Annotated in this window: 13 protein-coding genes and 1 tRNA gene; 4 read left to right on the top strand and 10 right to left on the bottom strand. The window is 54.0% G+C overall.

Annotated elements, in window-relative coordinates; genetic code table 11:
• Window positions 1–106: 106 nt before the first annotated feature.
• On the top strand, window positions 107–1117 hold the full coding sequence (locus tag HMPREF2625_RS07345; RefSeq protein ID WP_013398879.1) for an NAD-dependent epimerase/dehydratase family protein: 1011 nt from the start codon (window positions 107–109) through the stop codon (window positions 1115–1117).
• Between the two features lie 119 nt (window positions 1118–1236).
• Here HMPREF2625_RS07345 and HMPREF2625_RS07340 read toward each other — a convergent pair whose 3' ends face one another.
• From HMPREF2625_RS07340 to argS, 9 genes are all read right to left on the bottom strand, one after another.
• On the bottom strand, window positions 1237–2286 hold the full coding sequence (locus tag HMPREF2625_RS07340; protein ID WP_070523519.1) for an L-threonylcarbamoyladenylate synthase: 1050 nt from the start codon (window positions 2284–2286) through the stop codon (window positions 1237–1239).
• A gap of 92 nt (window positions 2287–2378) precedes the next feature.
• Window positions 2379–3320 carry a peptide chain release factor N(5)-glutamine methyltransferase gene (prmC, locus tag HMPREF2625_RS07335; protein ID WP_070523516.1) on the bottom strand — a complete coding sequence of 314 codons (942 nt, stop codon included), beginning with the start codon at window positions 3318–3320 and terminating at the stop codon, window positions 2379–2381.
• Window positions 3321–3337: 17 nt separating this feature from the next.
• Window positions 3338–4420, bottom strand: coding sequence for a peptide chain release factor 1 (prfA, locus tag HMPREF2625_RS07330; protein ID WP_004004426.1), 1083 nt, complete (start codon window positions 4418–4420; stop codon window positions 3338–3340).
• Window positions 4421–4583: 163 nt separating this feature from the next.
• A complete protein-coding gene (rho, locus tag HMPREF2625_RS07325; protein WP_070523513.1) occupies window positions 4584–6674 on the bottom strand; it encodes a transcription termination factor Rho in 2091 nt (696 codons plus the stop codon).
• A gap of 388 nt (window positions 6675–7062) precedes the next feature.
• On the bottom strand, window positions 7063–8043 hold the full coding sequence (gene thrB / locus HMPREF2625_RS07320; protein WP_070523510.1) for a homoserine kinase: 981 nt from the start codon (window positions 8041–8043) through the stop codon (window positions 7063–7065).
• Between the two features lie 195 nt (window positions 8044–8238).
• On the bottom strand, window positions 8239–9339 hold the full coding sequence (thrC, locus tag HMPREF2625_RS07315) for a threonine synthase (RefSeq protein WP_070523506.1): 1101 nt from the start codon (window positions 9337–9339) through the stop codon (window positions 8239–8241).
• A 79-nt stretch (window positions 9340–9418) separates the two neighbouring features.
• Window positions 9419–10702: a homoserine dehydrogenase gene (locus tag HMPREF2625_RS07310; protein ID WP_070523502.1), complete on the bottom strand. Its 1284-nt coding sequence runs from the start codon at window positions 10700–10702 to the stop codon at window positions 9419–9421.
• Between the two features lie 205 nt (window positions 10703–10907).
• Window positions 10908–12422: a diaminopimelate decarboxylase gene (lysA, locus tag HMPREF2625_RS07305; protein WP_070523498.1), complete on the bottom strand. Its 1515-nt coding sequence runs from the start codon at window positions 12420–12422 to the stop codon at window positions 10908–10910.
• Between the two features lie 187 nt (window positions 12423–12609).
• The gene (argS, locus tag HMPREF2625_RS07300; RefSeq protein WP_210394400.1) at window positions 12610–14274 is read right to left on the bottom strand and encodes an arginine--tRNA ligase; all 1665 of its coding nucleotides are present in this window, start codon (window positions 14272–14274) and stop codon (window positions 12610–12612) included.
• 118 nt (window positions 14275–14392) lie between these two features.
• On the opposite strand from argS, the gene HMPREF2625_RS07295 reads away from it, so the two are divergent.
• From HMPREF2625_RS07295 to HMPREF2625_RS07285, 3 genes are all read left to right on the top strand, one after another.
• Window positions 14393–14465: transfer RNA gene (locus HMPREF2625_RS07295), tRNA-Arg, on the top strand.
• Between the two features lie 126 nt (window positions 14466–14591).
• Window positions 14592–15110: an HXXEE domain-containing protein gene (locus HMPREF2625_RS07290; protein WP_070523491.1), complete on the top strand. Its 519-nt coding sequence runs from the start codon at window positions 14592–14594 to the stop codon at window positions 15108–15110.
• A 222-nt stretch (window positions 15111–15332) separates the two neighbouring features.
• The gene (locus HMPREF2625_RS07285; RefSeq protein ID WP_070523487.1) at window positions 15333–16277 is read left to right on the top strand and encodes an NADP-dependent oxidoreductase; all 945 of its coding nucleotides are present in this window, start codon (window positions 15333–15335) and stop codon (window positions 16275–16277) included.
• A 36-nt stretch (window positions 16278–16313) separates the two neighbouring features.
• Here the strand turns inward: HMPREF2625_RS07285 and HMPREF2625_RS07280 are convergent, their stop codons facing one another.
• On the bottom strand, window positions 16314–16964 hold the full coding sequence (locus HMPREF2625_RS07280) for a GNAT family N-acetyltransferase (RefSeq protein ID WP_070523484.1): 651 nt from the start codon (window positions 16962–16964) through the stop codon (window positions 16314–16316).
• Between the last annotated feature and the right edge of the window lie 32 nt (window positions 16965–16996).

Genomic DNA, 16996 nt, shown 5'->3' with positions numbered 1-16996 from the left:
TGAAGTACTACTCTAAAACGTTATTTCTGTTTCTTAAACACCACCGAATATGCGAAAGTTGAAATACACACTCCGTAACAGTTTGGGGTGAGAAAGGTGAAAAGACGTGTCCGAGTCTAAATGGAAAGTTATCGGTGCAAGTGGCTTCGTGGGGTCGTCCATCGTGGCACGACTAAATGCCGAAGGAATCAGCGTAGATCCCATTGAGGCACCCCGTTTAGCAACCCGAGCACTCGACTCAAGAACTATTATCGAAGAAGCTCAGCTCCTTGAAGGCATCATCGACTCCCTAGCGGATGCGTTTGCCGGGGCTCAGGTTGTTGTTAACGCAGCAGGTCTTGCTGCCCCCAATATGCAAGACGTACCTGCGCTAGTGGGTGCTAATGCTCTGTTACCAGCGGTTATCGCTATAGCAGCACACCGTACCGGAGTACGCCGAGTTATTCACCTCAGTTCGGCAGCAGTTCAGGGCGCAAAATCTGTTCTTGATGCGAGCGAATACACAGCTCCCTTTAGCGCATACTCCTTTTCAAAAGCCTTGGGTGAAGAAGCTCTTTTAGACTTGCAGGATACGTTCCACGAGGCCTCGCATGGCGAAACCTCTGAACCTGTTGAGCTGTGCATCCTGCGTGCCACCAGCGTGCAGGGGCGCGGGCGCCGTACTACCGAGGTCTTCGCCAAAATAGCCTCTTCCCCGTTAGCTTCTGTAGCAGGTGCAGGAACCCGCAAATCCCCTGTATCGAGCTCATATGCACTGGCTGAATTTGTGGTTAAAGTCGGCTCCTTTAAGGGTGAGCTGCCCTCTATTGTGCTGCAGCCGTGGGAAGGCGAGACGGTAGCCTCTACCATGGCGGATGCCGGTCGCCGCAAGCCCGTGCACCTGCCTGAATGGCTGTGCAATCTGGCGGTTAAGACCGGGTATACGGTCTCCGAAATGATGAACGATAGGTTCCAAGGTTCCGTTCGCAAAGTCGAGCTCATGTGGTTTGGACAAGAACTCGACGATTCCTGGGCTCGTGAAAACGGTCTTCTACCCGAGCCGCGAGTGCGTGAAGTGCTGCGCAATGCCCATACTGCACTCGGTAAAAAGAAAGATAAGCGATTTAAGAACGCCTAGCTACAGGTCCTTACACTTTTCTACACAGAATAAGCAACGGTGAGGGATTCGAGAGTTAGTATCTCGATTCCCTCACCGTTTTTGAATAGCAGTATTTTCTTGTGAGAGTTATCTGCCCTCTAAGATTCTGATTTCGCCTCGCCATGCACGAGGGCGCGAGCCGCATCCGTCGATACCGGCTTAACTGGAGCCTGCGCTGTCTTGACCGGCTGAGGTGTGTTATTGCGGTAACCGCGCGAGCGTTTTTGATCGACCTCAGGCTTTTTATCGGCAGCAAACGAGGTGGCGGTATTAACGGCGCCCAACAGCATGTCTGCGATAGAACCGGCTACTGGTGATGCTGCACGTTCCGGTTCTTTGCCGCCGCCGGCATGCTCAGCGTCCCACTGGTCATAAGCTTCATCAAGGTCTTCCTGACCGGTCGGCTTTTGCTCAGTATCTTCTTGAGCGGAGGCTTCTTGCTTATCCTTCTCCTCGTTACGAGCATTGAGCTCGCTACGGGTCACAATTGAAGGCACAACCTCACGAAGCTCTTCAACGGTAATAGCCCCTTCACGAACCACAACATAAGGGGTCGAAGTACAGTCCAGAATTGTGGACGGCTTGCTATCGCCAACGCTTCCGTCTTCCTGCGGTGCAGGACGAGGACCATCGTCCACAACAAGCGTGACGTCCTCACCCAGCTGATTAAGCGCTTCTTCGGCATTAGCTGCCGCAGGCTGTCCTGTCTTGTTAGCCGAAGACACCGCCAATGGACCGTGCTCAGTCAGAAGCTTGAGCGCAAACTTATCGTCGGGCACACGTACAGCAACCGTCCCTTGAGTTTCGCCCAAATCCCACGTCAGCGACGGATAGGAATACAGAATAATTGTTAGAGCTCCGGGCCAAAACTTATTGCCCAAATCATAAACATCGTTTGGGATTTCGTCAGCAACGCCCGCAAGAGCTGCAAGGTCGAATATCAGCACAGGCGGAGGCATGGTACGGGAACGGCCTTTATCAGCCAGAAGCTTCGAAACGCCCTGATGCGAGAAAGCATCACAGGCGATGCCGTAGACGGTATCGGTAGGAATCACGATAGTTTCGTGGGCATTCAATGCCTCACGAGCGGCTTCGACGGCCTCCGTGGTCTCGGTATCAGTCGTTACTGGGTACAGCTTTGCGTTCACGTGCCTTATTCTCTCATGTTTTGGTACGAGGCGGTGGATGGTGTGACAAGGTTACGCAATAAGCGAGTGGCCACGCCCGAATATACCGCTCTCTACCGGGGTTTATATCCCGCGGTGTGTCTGGGTTTGCCGTTCAAATCTCGGATTGAGTATATGCTCACAAACCCCTGTGCCGCCAATGTCTCAGCCACTCGGGTCTCTTGTGAATCATCGTGCTCCATCATAAAGAAACCGCCGGGACGCAAAAGATAGTGAGCCCGAGCGATTACCTCCCGAGGAATTTCCATGCCGTCTTCTCCCCCGCCATAAAGCGCCATTTGCGGGTCATACTCGGCGACTTCAGGAGCCTGGGGTTTGCGGTGGGGAGGAATATATGGAGGGTTTGAAAGCACCAAGTCAAAGTATCCGGGCAGATCTTCAAGCGAGGTACGAATATCGCCCGGAATAAGGTGTACATTCTGAGGATCAAGATTCTTGCGTGCCCAGAGGAGAGCCTGCTCGGAAAGTTCAACCGCAAAAACTTCTGCTTGAGGATTCTCTTCTTTAATTGCTGCGGCGATTGCCCCGGATCCCGTGCATAAATCCACGACGCGAGGGCGAGCGTTAGACTCGTATGTCGCCAAGACCCGTAGAGCTTCCTCCACTAGAAGCTCAGTTTCAGGACGAGGGATAAAAACACCCGGACCTACCTTTATCTCCAGGTGATAAAAAGGTGCGACCCCCGTAATATGCTGCAACGGAACGCGCTGAGCTCTGCACTCTAGCAGTTCCGTATAGCGTACTGAATCTTGTGGCGTAATCCTACGCCCCATCAGGGCGAACCGCTGCACGTCCGCACGAGTTACTTGGGTTTTCCCGTAGCTGCTGCACTGAACGCCTTGAGAATCCGTATCTAACAGATATGCGGCAAGAAGTTCGGCGTCCGCTCGATATTGTTCTATCCCGGCGTGACGCAGTACGTTAGCACCGCGGCGCAAGGCTTCATCAAGCCCTTCGCCGCGGTGTGCTGTTGGGGTGACCCGTAATCCTGTCACTTCTGCGTCGCCTCGGATTATTCCTGCTCTTGGCCAACCTGTTCCAGTCGGTGAGCCTCATCCATTTCGATGGCAGACTGCACAACTGGATCAAGGTCGCCGTCCAAAACCGCGTCTAAGTTATATGCTTTGTATCCGGTACGATGGTCGGCAATACGGTTCTCGGGGAAGTTGTAGGTACGTATGCGTTCCGAACGGTCCATCGTACGCACCTGAGAGGCACGATGCGCGGCGTTCTCAGCGTCGATCTGTTCCTGCTGATGCGCCAGCAAACGGGCACGCAGCACGCGCATTGCAGCTTCGCGGTTCTGCAGCTGTGATTTCTCATTCTGCATAGCCACAACAATGCCCGTAGGAAGATGAGTAATACGCACGGCAGAGTCGGTTGTATTCACAGACTGCCCGCCGGGACCGGAAGAACGGTAAACATCAATCTTCAGGTCGTTCTGACTGATCTCGATCTCTTCGGGTTCATCAACCTCAGGAAATACGAGCACGCCCGCAGCCGACGTGTGAATGCGCCCCTGCGATTCAGTTGCGGGAACACGCTGAACTCGGTGCACGCCGCCTTCATATTTCATGTGTGCCCATACGCCTTCGGCAGGTTCGTTGGAGGTTCCCTTGATTGCTATCTGGGCATCCTTGTACCCACCCACATCGGTACTGGTGGAGGAAATAACCTCGGTCTTCCAGCCCTTATGCTCGGCATAACGCAGATACATACGCAAAAGATCACCCGCGAAGAGAGCCGCCTCGTCGCCGCCCGCGCCCGCTTTGACCTCAAGAATAACGTTGCGGCCATCATCAGGATCACGAGGGATCAAAAGACGGCGTAGCCTCTCTTGGGCTTCTTCAAGCTCGGCCTCAAGAGTAGGAATCTCAGCCGCAAAATCGGGGTCTTCTGAGGCCATTTCACGCGCCGCTTCTAAGTCATCCGCCAAGGACTTGTATTTGTTATATGCGGTCACGATACCGGTGAGTTCCGCATAACGCCGCCCCACGCGGCGAGCCTTCCCCTGATTTGCCTGAACGGCGGGGTCAGCCAGCTGCTCCTGAAGCTCAGTGTGCTCGTCAAGGAGCACCTGGATAGACTCAAACATTTTTGCTCTCTTACCTTTGTATACGCGCCGATTTTCGGGACTCGCGTATATCTTCACTTCATTATTACAGGGTCTAGGCACCGCACACCCCGTACCGCACAATCTTTTGGGCGGTACGGGGCGAACAATGCTGTGCGATAACCGCTACGAGACGGTTACCTTGCTAATCCACAAGGCGCAGCCCATTCTTCTGAACGGTCAGCAAGAATTCAACGTTGCTCTCAGTCTTCCGAAGCTGGTTCGTAAGAATATTTAGAGCCTGCTCGGGTTCCATACCAGCCAGAGCACGGCGCAGACCCCACATAATCTTAACTTCGTCCGGAGAGAGCAGATTCTCTTCGCGGCGTGTGCCGGAGGCGTTAATATCCACCGCCGGGAAAATACGCTTATCCGCGAGCTGACGTGACAGACGCAGTTCCATATTACCGGTGCCCTTGAACTCTTCGAAGATAACTTCATCCATCTTCGAGCCGGTTTCTACCAGAGCCGTCGCCAGAATAGTAAGCGAGCCACCTTCTTCGATGTTACGAGCGGCACCGAAGAATTTCTTCGGCGGGTACAGAGCGGCAGAATCGACGCCGCCGGAGAGAATACGACCGGAGGCAGGAGCCGCCAGGTTGTAGGCACGCCCCAGACGAGTCATGGAATCCAGCAGCACGACCACATCGTAACCCAGCTCAACCATGCGCTTAGCGCGTTCGATAGCCAGCTCAGCAACGGTGGTGTGATCCTCAGCAGGACGGTCGAAGGTTGAAGCTATAACCTCGCCGGAGACCGTACGCTGCATGTCGGTTACTTCTTCAGGGCGTTCATCCACCAAAACCATCATGAGGTAAACCTCAGGGTTGTTGGCAGTAATAGCGTTCGCGATCGACTGCAACATAAGGGTTTTACCGGCCTTTGGCGGCGAGACGATCAGACCGCGTTGACCTTTACCGATCGGAGATACCAGATCAACAACACGGGTACCCAGTTTCTTCGGGGTGGTCTCTAGGCGCAGACGTTCCTTGGGATACAGCGGGGTAAGTTTCGAGAACTCACGACGGCTGGAAGCTTCTTCCACAGGCTGCCCATTAATAGCTTCAACTTTCACAAGCGCGTTGAAACGCTGGCGCGAGTTTTGTTCTCCCTCGCGCGGCACGCGAATAGCGCCCAGAATATGGTCACCCTTACGCATGTGGTAACGCTTAACCTGAGCCAGGGATACATAGACATCGTTCGGACCGGGCAGATAGCCGGAGGTGCGCACAAAAGCATAATTATCGAGGATATCGAGGACACCGGAAATCGGTGCCAGTACGTCGTCCTCATTCACCTGAGGCTCATCGGAATCCCCACGACGGTTACGACGATCATTCTTTTCATAGCGGTCACGCTTATTGCGGCGGCTAGTGCGCTCCTCACGATTCTGATTCTGTTTTTCGAATCGTTGATCGTTTTTCTCAGAACGCTCATTCTTCTCAGAACGGTCACGCTTGTTACGGCGGCTAGTGCGCTCTTCGGCCTCTTCTTCGCCCTTACGACGGTTATTCCGCTCGCGTGTGCGGGTACGTTTAGTCGGCTTCTCAGGTTCAGATCCGAAAGTCATATCCAGAGCCGCCGTAATGGAGTCCAGGGTAGTAGAGCCATCCGAAGTTGTGGCTTTCAAATCGGCGGAATTCTCCGGAAGATCACGCTGTGCAGAACGCGAACCGATGCTTTCAGAAGCCAGTTCTGCTTTCACATCTAAGGGAGGCAAATCCGCATTCTTACCCTCTTGGGGACCGCGACCGTTCTTAGCTTCACGGTCTTTCCGAGATCGTGAATTTCGAGTGCGGCGAGTGGTACGTTCCTCGCGCTCGGGGGTCTCGGTACTCTCGCCAGATGCTGCTTCTTCGGAAGATTTCTTTGTTGAGGAAGCCTCATCAGGTTTAGCGGCTTCTTCAGAAGCTGCCTTAGCGGTCTTGCGACTACGCGCGCGCTTCTGTGCCGGAGTCTCATCCTGCGCTTGAGAATCTTGCGACTTTGAGCGGGTGTTTTTAGAAGTTTTCGTGCTTTCTTGAGTCGAGGCAGCCTCGGCACCTTCGGTGGTGCCGCCGCGCTGATGCAGGGTTAACGCTTCCACAAGCTCAGCTTTCTTCATTTTCAGGTATCCACGAATACCGAGCTGCTGAGCGAGAGTACGAAGCTGTGCGACCTTCAAGCCGCTGAATTCGGAGAAGGCGTCACCGGAACCGGTGCCATTATCCTCGATCACGACAATGTTCTTTGCCAAACGATTTATCCTTTTAGTCAGGGACACCCAGAAAATCCTCTCAGAATTGAGGATCGGGTTTTTCTCATCATGCATACAGTGTAGAAACTACATACCGCATACTGTGCGGTATCGCGCTACGCTATACTGCCTCATGTATATCCGAGGCACTCACTTTCGAACCGTCGTTACGTGGGGTCAAGAAACGGCAAAGTCCTTGTGAAGTGAGGCAAAAAATACATAACCACAGAAAAATATTTCCTCGCGAGCTCCCCACGGAAGAAGAAGCATACGCGAACACACAAAAAGACGTGGTTCAAAGAAAATACTTTCCATTCCCGGATGTGGCGGTTCTTCGTGCGACCGGGAGATAAAACAAACACGATAAACCATGCAGGTGAAAAACACCTTACTGTGTAACTATAACACCTTCTGCATCGATTTCAAGGGGCATGACGCGCCATGACAGGCGACGCCCCTCATATTCGCTCCCCTCATGAGTAGCCTCAAACTCAGCGATCGCTCGCTGTGCTGCAGCGACTTCTTCACAGCTACGGGAGAAGGTTAATACGGTAGGCCCGGCCCCCGAAATTACGGCGGGAAGCTGCCGATCACGCAGATAGGCAACCAGCGCCGCACTCGGTTGCATCGCAGGAATACGGTACCCCTGATGCAGATAGTCCACGGTTGCATCCATAAGATACTCCGGTGCTTGCGAAAGGGCTTGAATCAATAAAGCAGCACGACCTGAGTTTGCCGCAGCTTGCTCATGCGGAATCTCAGCAGGAATCAGCGAACGTGCAAGTTTTGTAGAAACTTCATAATCGGGTACCGCTACGATAGGTACAACAGCAGAATGAACCGGTACGACCAACGAGCGCCAGTCCCCCAGTTCGCCCCAGGATATTGATAGCGAACCATACACCGAAGGCGCCACATTATCGGGGTGTCCTTCAAGGTCTGAAGCTACTTGAAGAATCTGGTCACGACTCAATTGAGCGTGCTCGGGAAGCAACCCGGAAGCCGCCGCAACGCCCGCAACAATAGCGGAGGCAGATGAGCCCATGCCACGTGAATGCGGAATACGGTTGTGTGCCGTCAGCCTGAGGGCGGGGAACTCATGAAGCCCGACCCTCTCGAAGGCGGCATGCATCGCCTGAATCACTAGATGGGTTTCATCGCGCGGTACGGCCTCACTGCCCTCGCCGGAAAGCTCAAATTCTAAACCTTCAGAAATACGCTCAACCCTAAGTTCATCATAAAACCCTAAGGCCACCCCTAAGGTATCGTAGCCGGGCCCGAGGTTAGCACTTGATGCCGGAACCTTGACGGTGACGGTTTTACCGACAGGAATATCTGCGCATGTGATAGGGGTATCGGAATTCGACATGGAAACCTCGGGTGCATGTGGATGTTAGGAGCGCATACCGTGCTGTTCAAGCGGTGGAACAACACTAATGTCACTTACTTTACGAGAATTTATCCTAGCATTGAGCGGGTTACGGACAGAATAAGACGCCCTTGCCCAAGAAAATTTTCTCGGACAAGGGCGCATCGACCTATCGGTTAACAGGCTATAGGGTGGTTAGTTCAGGTCAAGAATATCTGCCACAGCCACAACATCGAAGGCTGCCTTAGTCGGTTCAACTTTCGCACCGTTGACCGGTTCCAGCGCCCACTGTGGGTCCTTCAAACCATGACCTGTCACCGTAATGACAATAGTCTTGCCTTCAGGAACCTCACCCGCGCGGTGTTTCTTGAGCAAACCTGCGACGCCAGCGGCTGAAGCAGGCTCAACGAAAACGCCCTCGCGGGAAGAGAGCCAGCGGTGCGCCTCAAGAATCTCTTCATCGGTAACGGCCTCAATCACGCCGCCGGATTCGTCGCGTGCCGCTTCAGCTTTCTCCCATGAGGCAGGGTTACCGATGCGAATTGCGGTCGCAATCGTTTCGGGAGTGTCAATCGGGTGTCCTGCAACAATCGGGGCCGCGCCAGCTGCTTGGAAACCCCACATGATGGGTCGCTTGGTGGCGACCGGCTCTAGGACCTTGCCGTCACGGTTCGTATAGGGTTCTGAATACTCCTTGTATCCCTTCCAGTAAGCGGTGATATTGCCCGCGTTACCTACCGGGAGCAGATGGTAATCGGGGGCGTCTCCCAGGGTGTCGACGACCTCAAAAGAACCGGTCTTCTGCCCCTCAATGCGGTAGGGGTTCACCGAGTTCACCAAGAATACTGGGTAATTCTCGCTAAGTTTACGGGCAATTTCGAGGCAGTTATCGAAGTTTCCGTCAATCTGAATAATATCGGCACCGTGGGCGATGGCCTGCGAGAGTTTACCCATCGAAATCTTGCCGTCCGGCACGAGTACCGCGCAGCGCATCCCCGCTTGAAGCGCATATGCCGCTGCCGACGCTGAAGTATTACCGGTCGAAGCGCACACAACAGCCTTCGCACCTTCGCGTTTAGCGGCGGTAATAGCGCTCGTCATGCCGCGGTCTTTGAAAGATCCGGTGGGGTTCATCCCCTCGAATTTGAGGTATACCGTATTGCCAGTCTGCGCTGACAGCGCCGGTGCGTGAATCAGCGGGGTTCCGCCTTCGCCTAGAGTTACCGGTTTTACCTCGTCCCCGAACGGAAGACGATCGCGGTATTCGTTAATGACGCCCTGCCACACATGTGCCATGGGATTCTCCTACTTTCTGCTGATGGTTTTACTCGCGCGGACTTGAGAATTTCCGCGCTGAAATTCTAGTCTTCCTGATCTATTTACCGGACTCGACGCGAATCACGGAAATAATCTCACGCACAGTATCTAAACCGTCGATCACCGCGATCGCGCGGCGCAGGTCAGAGTCTTTGGCAGAGTGCGTCACCAGGCGAATCTGTGCGGCGCCATCCCGCGGAGTAGATTGACGCAAAGAATCCACCGAAATACCGTGTTCGGCGAAAATACGGGCAATGTTTGCGAGCACGCCCAATTTGTCATCAACCAGCATGCCTACCGAGTAGCGGGAGATAATGTCGCCCAATCCGGTAGCAGGCAGCTGCGCATAAGAGGACTCGGGCACACCCGGACCACCCAATACCAGGCGGCGCGCTAACGACACAAAATCACCCAGAACGGCGGAAGCAGTCGGTGCTCCACCTGCACCAGGGCCGTAGAACATCAGCTCGCCTGCATTCTGTGCCTGCACAAACACGGCGTTAAACGCGCCGTGAACACCCGCCAGCGGATGCTGCCGCGAAATAAGCGTAGGAGCCACACGGATATTGACTCCGTCGCCATCTCGCTCACAAATAGCCAGGAGTTTAATCACGTAGCCGTCGGCATCTGCGGCGGCAACGTCATCGGCGCTTACGGCGGTAATACCCTCAACGTGAACGTCATCAATGGTGAAATCAGAATGGAACGCCAATGAGGCTACAATAGCAGCCTTTGATGCGGCATCGTGGCCTTCAACGTCGGCGGTGGGGTCTGCTTCGGCGTAGCCGAGTTCCTGGGCGTCTTTGAGCGCATCGGCAAAGGTTGCGCCGGTGGTATCCATCTGGTCCAGAATGTAGTTGGTGGTGCCGTTCATAATGCCCAGCACACGAGTGACGGTATCGCCTGCCAAAGAATCGCGCAGGGGGCGCAAAATCGGAATTGCACCGGCGACCGCCGCCTCATAGGAAAGCTGTGCACCGGACTTATCGGCAGCAGCCTGAAGCTCAACACCGTGCTTTGCCAGGAGCGCTTTATTCCCTGAAACCACCGATTTACCTGCCTCTAGAGCGCGCAGAATGCGGGTTCGTGCAGGTTCAATACCGCCGGTCAGCTCGATCACCACGTCGGCAGCGTCAATCAGGGCGTCTGCATCGGTGGTATACAGCCCTGGGTCGGCATCCCAGTGGCGTTTAGCCGCAATATCACGCACGGCTATACCGATCAGCTCAACAGGCGCACCTATCCGTTCTTTGAGAACCGCGCTATCCTCACTAAAAATACGCGCTACCTGAGAACCAACGTTCCCAGCGCCGAGCAGAGCAACCTTAATGGTGTCAGTCACGTTATCTCCTACATTTTGACCGAGTGGTGAACGCGCCTGTACGAACGGGCGACGTCATCATCAACTGTATCAAGAGAGCGGCGCCTGGACGCGGTCAAGACGCCAACATTACCGCCATTTACGGGGGTGTCGTTATATTACAAGCAGTTTCTTACCCAAACATACGCCATGCGGGTCATCATGCGGAAAAGATTTGGTGCCCGTACTAGAAGCCCGTATCGAGAGCAAGCATCTCATCTTCGCTTTGGCGACGAATAATAGGATGCGCCGCTTCCCCCGCCGACGTAGCAATAACCGGCGGACGGCTCAGGTAGTTATAGTTCGACCCCAGCACATAACAGTACGCACCGGTAGCTGGCACCGCGAGAATATCCCCCGCACGCAGGTCAGCAGGAAGATAGCAATACCGCACCACAATATCACCCGATTCGCAGTGTTTACCTACCACACGTGAAAGCACGTGCTCTCCCGCCGGGGCGCGGTTTGCCAGGGTTACCGCATAGTCGGCGTCATAGAGCACTGGGCGCGCATTATCACTCATACCGCCGTCCACAGAGACGTACCGGCGCACTCGAATCTGACCGTGCTCATCCTCAATACTCACGTTTTTGATGGTGCCAACGGTGTAAAGTGTCACCCCTGAGGGGCCTGAAATCGAGCGGCCAGGCTCAAAAGACATATGCGGAATCGTCATGCCAAGACGCTCGCAGGTTGCCGCGACTGCATCCGCAATCGAGACGGTAATCTGCTCAATACTGCGCGGGGTATCGGCCTCGGTATAGCCAATACCGTAGCCGCCGCCCAGGTCAAGCTCAGGCAGACTGATACCGTATTTCTGGTTCACGGCATGCATAAAGGTGAGGGCAGTATCTGCCGCTTGCTCGAAACCTTGAGCTTCAAAAATCTGCGAACCTATATGGCAGTGAATACCCCGAAAATCCAGGGAATCTGTGGCAGTGAGGATACCGGCGGCAAGCATCGCGTAGGATTCGTCCTCAGTGGTTGACCAATACTCAAGTTCATCTGCCTCTAACCCGGCAAGACGCGCGGTTCCAGGCTGAAGCGACATCCCAAATTTTTGATCTTCATGCGCCGTAGCAATAGATTCGTGGGTGGAGGCATGTACACCGGGCGTAATCCGAATGAGCACGGGAACCGCCGGATACGGCTCCTGCCCCGCTGCGGCGCGTTCTGCGTTCAGTTCGGCATGCACATACGCGATGAGTTTAAGCTCGTCAACGGAATCTGCCACCACACGCCCTACCCCGTGTTTGATGGCGCGCACAATCTCGCCGCGCGACTTGTTATTACCGTGCAACGCAATATTTTGCCCGGGAACCTGAGCCCGCAGGGCAATCGCCAGTTCCCCTCCCGATGCCGTATCAAGACACAAACCTTCTTCATGCGCCCACCGCGCCACGGACGTGCACAAGAATGACTTTCCCGCGTAGTAGACACTCACCTGCGCGCCATACCGGGCGAAAGCATCCTCGAATGCCTGGCGGTACCCGCGCGCCCTAGCTCGGAATGTATCTTCCGAAAATACGTACTGCGGAGTATCAAACTCTTTGACAAGCTCGCTCGCTGCAATGCCGTCAATGGTTAGTTCTCCCCCATGATTACGCTGAAATGAGTCCGTCCAGATGGTACGGTTCAGCTCGGCCGGATGTTCGGGGCAGGTAAGCCAGTCGGGGGCGTACAGGGATTGTGCGTCGCTCATGCAGAAGTCCTCGGGTCTTGTGTCACGGTCACAGATTCGTGATGCCATCACCACTATATCGGAACGCCTCGCCGTCACGATGCTGCTCATGGGCGGTGTTCAGATAGCGGATAAACCAATAAATAAACAAAAGCCGCGTACCCCGTCATCGTGTTGGAGGGGTACGCGGCTTCCGACAGGTTCGGAATTACATACGCTCGGGGGCGGTGACCCCCAGCAGACCCAATCCGTTGGCGAGTACCTGACGTGTTGCATTGTTGAGAAGCAAACGGGTACGGTGCAGATCAGTCACTGGCTCATCGCCCTTTGGAGCCACGCGCGAGAGGCCATACCAGCTGTGGTAGGCCGCCGCAAGGTTTTCCAGATAACGGCTCACGCGGTGCGGCTCGTAGAATTCCGCTGCAGTACGCACGGTTGCCGGGTATTGCCCCAGCACTGCAAGAAGCTCAGTATCTGCGGGCGTATTCAGAAGCCCTGTGTCCACGCCATCGGCAAGATGCACGCCAGCATCAATGGCATTACGTTCTACAGCCGCGGTGCGGGCGTGCGCATACTGCACATAATAGACAGGGTTATCGCTGCTCTTCTGCACCAGCAGATCAAGGTCGATATCAATTGTGCTGTCTACCGAGTAGCGGATCAGTTCGTAACGTGCCGCATCCACACCCACAGCCTCTACAAGGTCTTCAAGGGTGACGACGTTACCGGCGCGCTTCGACATACGCACGTGTTTGCCGTCCTTGACAAGGTTCACCAGCTGCCCAATCATGACCTCAATCTGCTCGGTCCGGTACCCCAAGATTTGAGCGATAGCCTTGAGTCGTCCTACGTAGCCGCTATGGTCTGCACCAAGCATATAGATGGCTATGTCCGCAGGGTTCTCAGGACGGGTCATTTTATTGCGGAAATACGCAATATCTCCAGCAACATAGGCGTGATTACCATCCGATTTAATGACCACACGGTCTTTGTCATCGCCGTAGTCAGTGGTGCGCATCCACCACGCGCCCTCGGATTCAAAAAGCTGACCATCCTGTTTCATCTGCTCAATGATGCGGTCGGCCTCGCCAGATTCAAATACCGAGTTTTCGTGGAAGAAGACATCAAAGTCGGTACCGAAACGGTGCAGAGACTCTTTAATCTGTGCGAACATAAGCTCGGTTCCGATCTCACGGAAAACTTCTGCGGGGTTTTCGGCGTCGAGCGCGTCTGGGCGTTGGGCGAGAATCTGATCTTTGATATCGGTAATATAGGCGCCCGCATAGCCGTCTTCAGGGGTAGGCTCTCCCTTGGCGGCAGCAAGAAGCGAGTTTACGAACCGATCAATTTGAGTGCCGTGATCGTTGAAGTAGTATTCGCGCACCACATTTGCGCCCTCGGCTTCGAGGATATTGGCGAGCGCATCACCCACGGCCGCCCAGCGGGTTCCACCCAAGTGGATGGGGCCGGTGGGGTTAGCCGAGACGAATTCAAGGTTAATGGTTTTTCCCGCGAATTTATCGCTGGTTCCGTATGTATTTCCAGCTTCGACGATAGTGGCGGCGAGGGTGCCTGCCGCAGCCGCATCCAGGGTTATATTGAGGAAGCCTGGACCGGCAATATCTACCGTTGAAACTCCCGGAATTGAGGCAATTTTATCGGCAAGAACAGCTGCTACTTCGCGAGGGTTCTTGCCAACTTTCTTGGCGAGCTGCAGCGCAATATTAGTCGCCCAGTCACCGTGTTCGCGAGATTTCGGGCGTTCCACGCGCGCGAGGGGAAGCTCTGCGTTATCTGCGAGGGTAAGCTGACCGGATGCGATAGTTTTATCGAGTTCTTGAGCAATTGCTGCTGATAATTCTTCGGGAGTCATAGCTACATATTCTAGCAACATCTGATAGGATATAGAGGTTCGCTTGTGCGCCGTATGCGGCTGAAACGCCTAGTTTCCGGTTGAGGTGCCAAGGCGGTCACCAAAATTTCATATGTCAGCCCTTGTAGCTCAGTGGATAGAGCGCTTGCCTCCGGAGCAAGAAGTCGAAGGTTCGAATCCTTTCAAGGGCACTTTTTTATTGGCCTATCCGCTTCAGCGGGTAGACCATTTTTATTGAACTACTGACATTAGCCCGCTGAGCCATACCATGAAATAACGTAGAGAAACGAAACCATGCAGGAACCTGGGAGGCTAGGATGTCTATAGGCACTTTTGCATTTATTACGATCGCTCTCTTCATGGTGCACGAATTTGAGGAGATCATCTTCGTGCGCCGCTATATCGAGAAGTACTCCAGCGATAACCGGTACCACGACGAAATCTTTATAGCGGGGCAAGACCATTACCCCTCAACCGCAGTTATTGCCGCCATGATAGGTGAAGAATTTATTGTTGCTTGTTTGATTCTTTTTAGCGGGGTCATATTTGATTCCATTGAGACCGTCACAGCTATCTTTATCGCTTATATTCTGCATCTTATCCTTCATATCCGCGAGGCGTTTATCTTTCCTGGGTGGGCACCGGGCAGCAGGACCGCAGTATTTACGATGCCGCTTAACGCTATTACCTTATACGCTATCTTTGCTACCCAGCATATCGATTACCTCAAATTAGTTATTTTGACCGTGGTCTTGAGCGCTGTGATTCTTATTAACCTCCAGATGCTTTACCGACTATCGGGAAAGATTGAAACGTCCATTCAGAAGATTGCGTAATACTAGGGTTCCCGGGTTTCTATAGTTAGACAATAAGCCCTCACGACGCTGATAGCTCTCTACTACAGGAACTGATAGGGCTTCAATTTAGCTAGATATGCACATACTCGTCATGAGAACGGCACGTGTGAGAGTTGCCTTTTATGACATGCTATTTTGCCCCGTGACTTGCGCTTGAGAGAATGTTTCCAACCGTTATCGTCAAGGCAGAAGGGGTTCACCATGACCATGCACCAGGTACAGCTCACCGCATGGGGTGAGCCCGAGAACCTGCATTTTACAGAGGCTCCTATGCCTTCGCCCCTTCGCGGGCATGTTCTTCTCAAAGTTACCGCCGCTGGTGTTAATCCTATAGACCTTACAACGCGCAAGGGATTGGGCCCTGCGGCATCATTGATTAATCTTGACCAAGAACCCGCCGTTTTAGGATGGGATGTTGCCGGTTTGGTTTGTGAAACGGCGGGCGATTACACGGGATTCCAGCCAGGCGAGAAGGTTTTCGGGCTGGTGCAGTTTCCGCATCCGGGTAAGACATATGCCGAATACGTTTTGGCTCCTGCCCATCAGCTTGTGCACGCCCCTGCAGATATTCCCGATGAGCAGCTGGGTGCCGGTGCCCTGGCAGCATTGACGGCATACCAGGCACTTTTTGAGGTTGCGAAACTTTCTTCCGGGGAACGCGTGCTGATCCATGCGGGCGCAGGCGGTGTTGGTCATCTCGCGATTCAGCTTGCCCTCGACGCTGGCGCTACAGTTTACGCTACGGCTTCTGAGAAAAACCGTGAGTTTATACAGTCTTTGGGCGCAGAATTTATCGACTACACAACCCAAGATTTCCGGCAGGTTCTAGGTCCTACCCTTGATGTGGTACTGAATTCTACGGGTGCACAAACCTTCGTAGATTCTTTGGATGTACTGGTTCCGGGCGGTCGAATCGTGACCCTCACAAGCCCCGATCCTTTAGAGACTGCACGCGAGCGCGGGTTTACGGCAGAGTGGCTGACGGTGCATCCCGACCGTTATCAGCTGGGTGAGATTGCTCGACTCATGTCGCTGGGGATCGTGAAAATTCACGTAGATCAGACTTTCCCGCTAGAGCAGGCAGCGAAAGCTCATGAGCTTGTGGGCTCCCGGCATGTGCGCGGCAAAGTGGTGCTTGTTCCTTAGGATTCTACGTGTTCTCTGGAAGAAGAACCTGAATCTTTATAGGGCTGCCGACACTCCAGACGATGAGGTGGCTGCCAGCATATGGTCCACGTCTCTGTGAAGGCGCGCGGCTATGGCGGCATCATAGAGCACGCCGTTGTAGCAGAACTTTTCACGTTCTACGCCCTCAACCACGAACCCTGTATGGCGCGCCACTGCCGCTGATGCCGGGTTATTGGTGCGGTACCCAAGCTCTAAACGACGAACACGTGGGGACCTTGCGGCTATAAGAGCTGAGAAATCGTAGCTGATCTTGGCTTGTTCTGCGGGTTTTCCGGGTGATATAGCGCTATCAATCGACGCGTCTATATTCTGTGCCCAGTCGCACGCCGCACGCACGCATCGACGTGTTATACCGAGCCCTCGGGTTTCTGCCGAGATCCAGTAGTAAACCCAAGCTCTATCCCAGGTTCCAGAAGGCTGGCGCCCCATACATCTGAAACCTATGCATCCTGCAGCTTGGTTGTCAGCTTCCAGGCACCACGTGATGTGTTCAGAAGACGGAAGAAGCTCTTCGCAGATGAGAGCTCGCGCATCTTCTACACTACCGAGAGCTGGCATCTGATGTACAAGGTCGGGCGTTGCACGGTATATGTCATAGAGTCTTGAGGCATCATCTTCCCGCCAAGCCCGCAGTTTTATTTTCATGACCTGCCTTTGCGTTTGAGATTATTAGTATC

The organism is Rothia sp. HMSC064D08 (genome assembly GCF_001809525.1).
Classification (GTDB): domain Bacteria; phylum Actinomycetota; class Actinomycetes; order Actinomycetales; family Micrococcaceae; genus Rothia; species Rothia dentocariosa.
The sequence above is the reverse complement of the archived record's forward strand: the minus strand, read 5'-3'. Positions and strand labels throughout refer to the sequence as shown.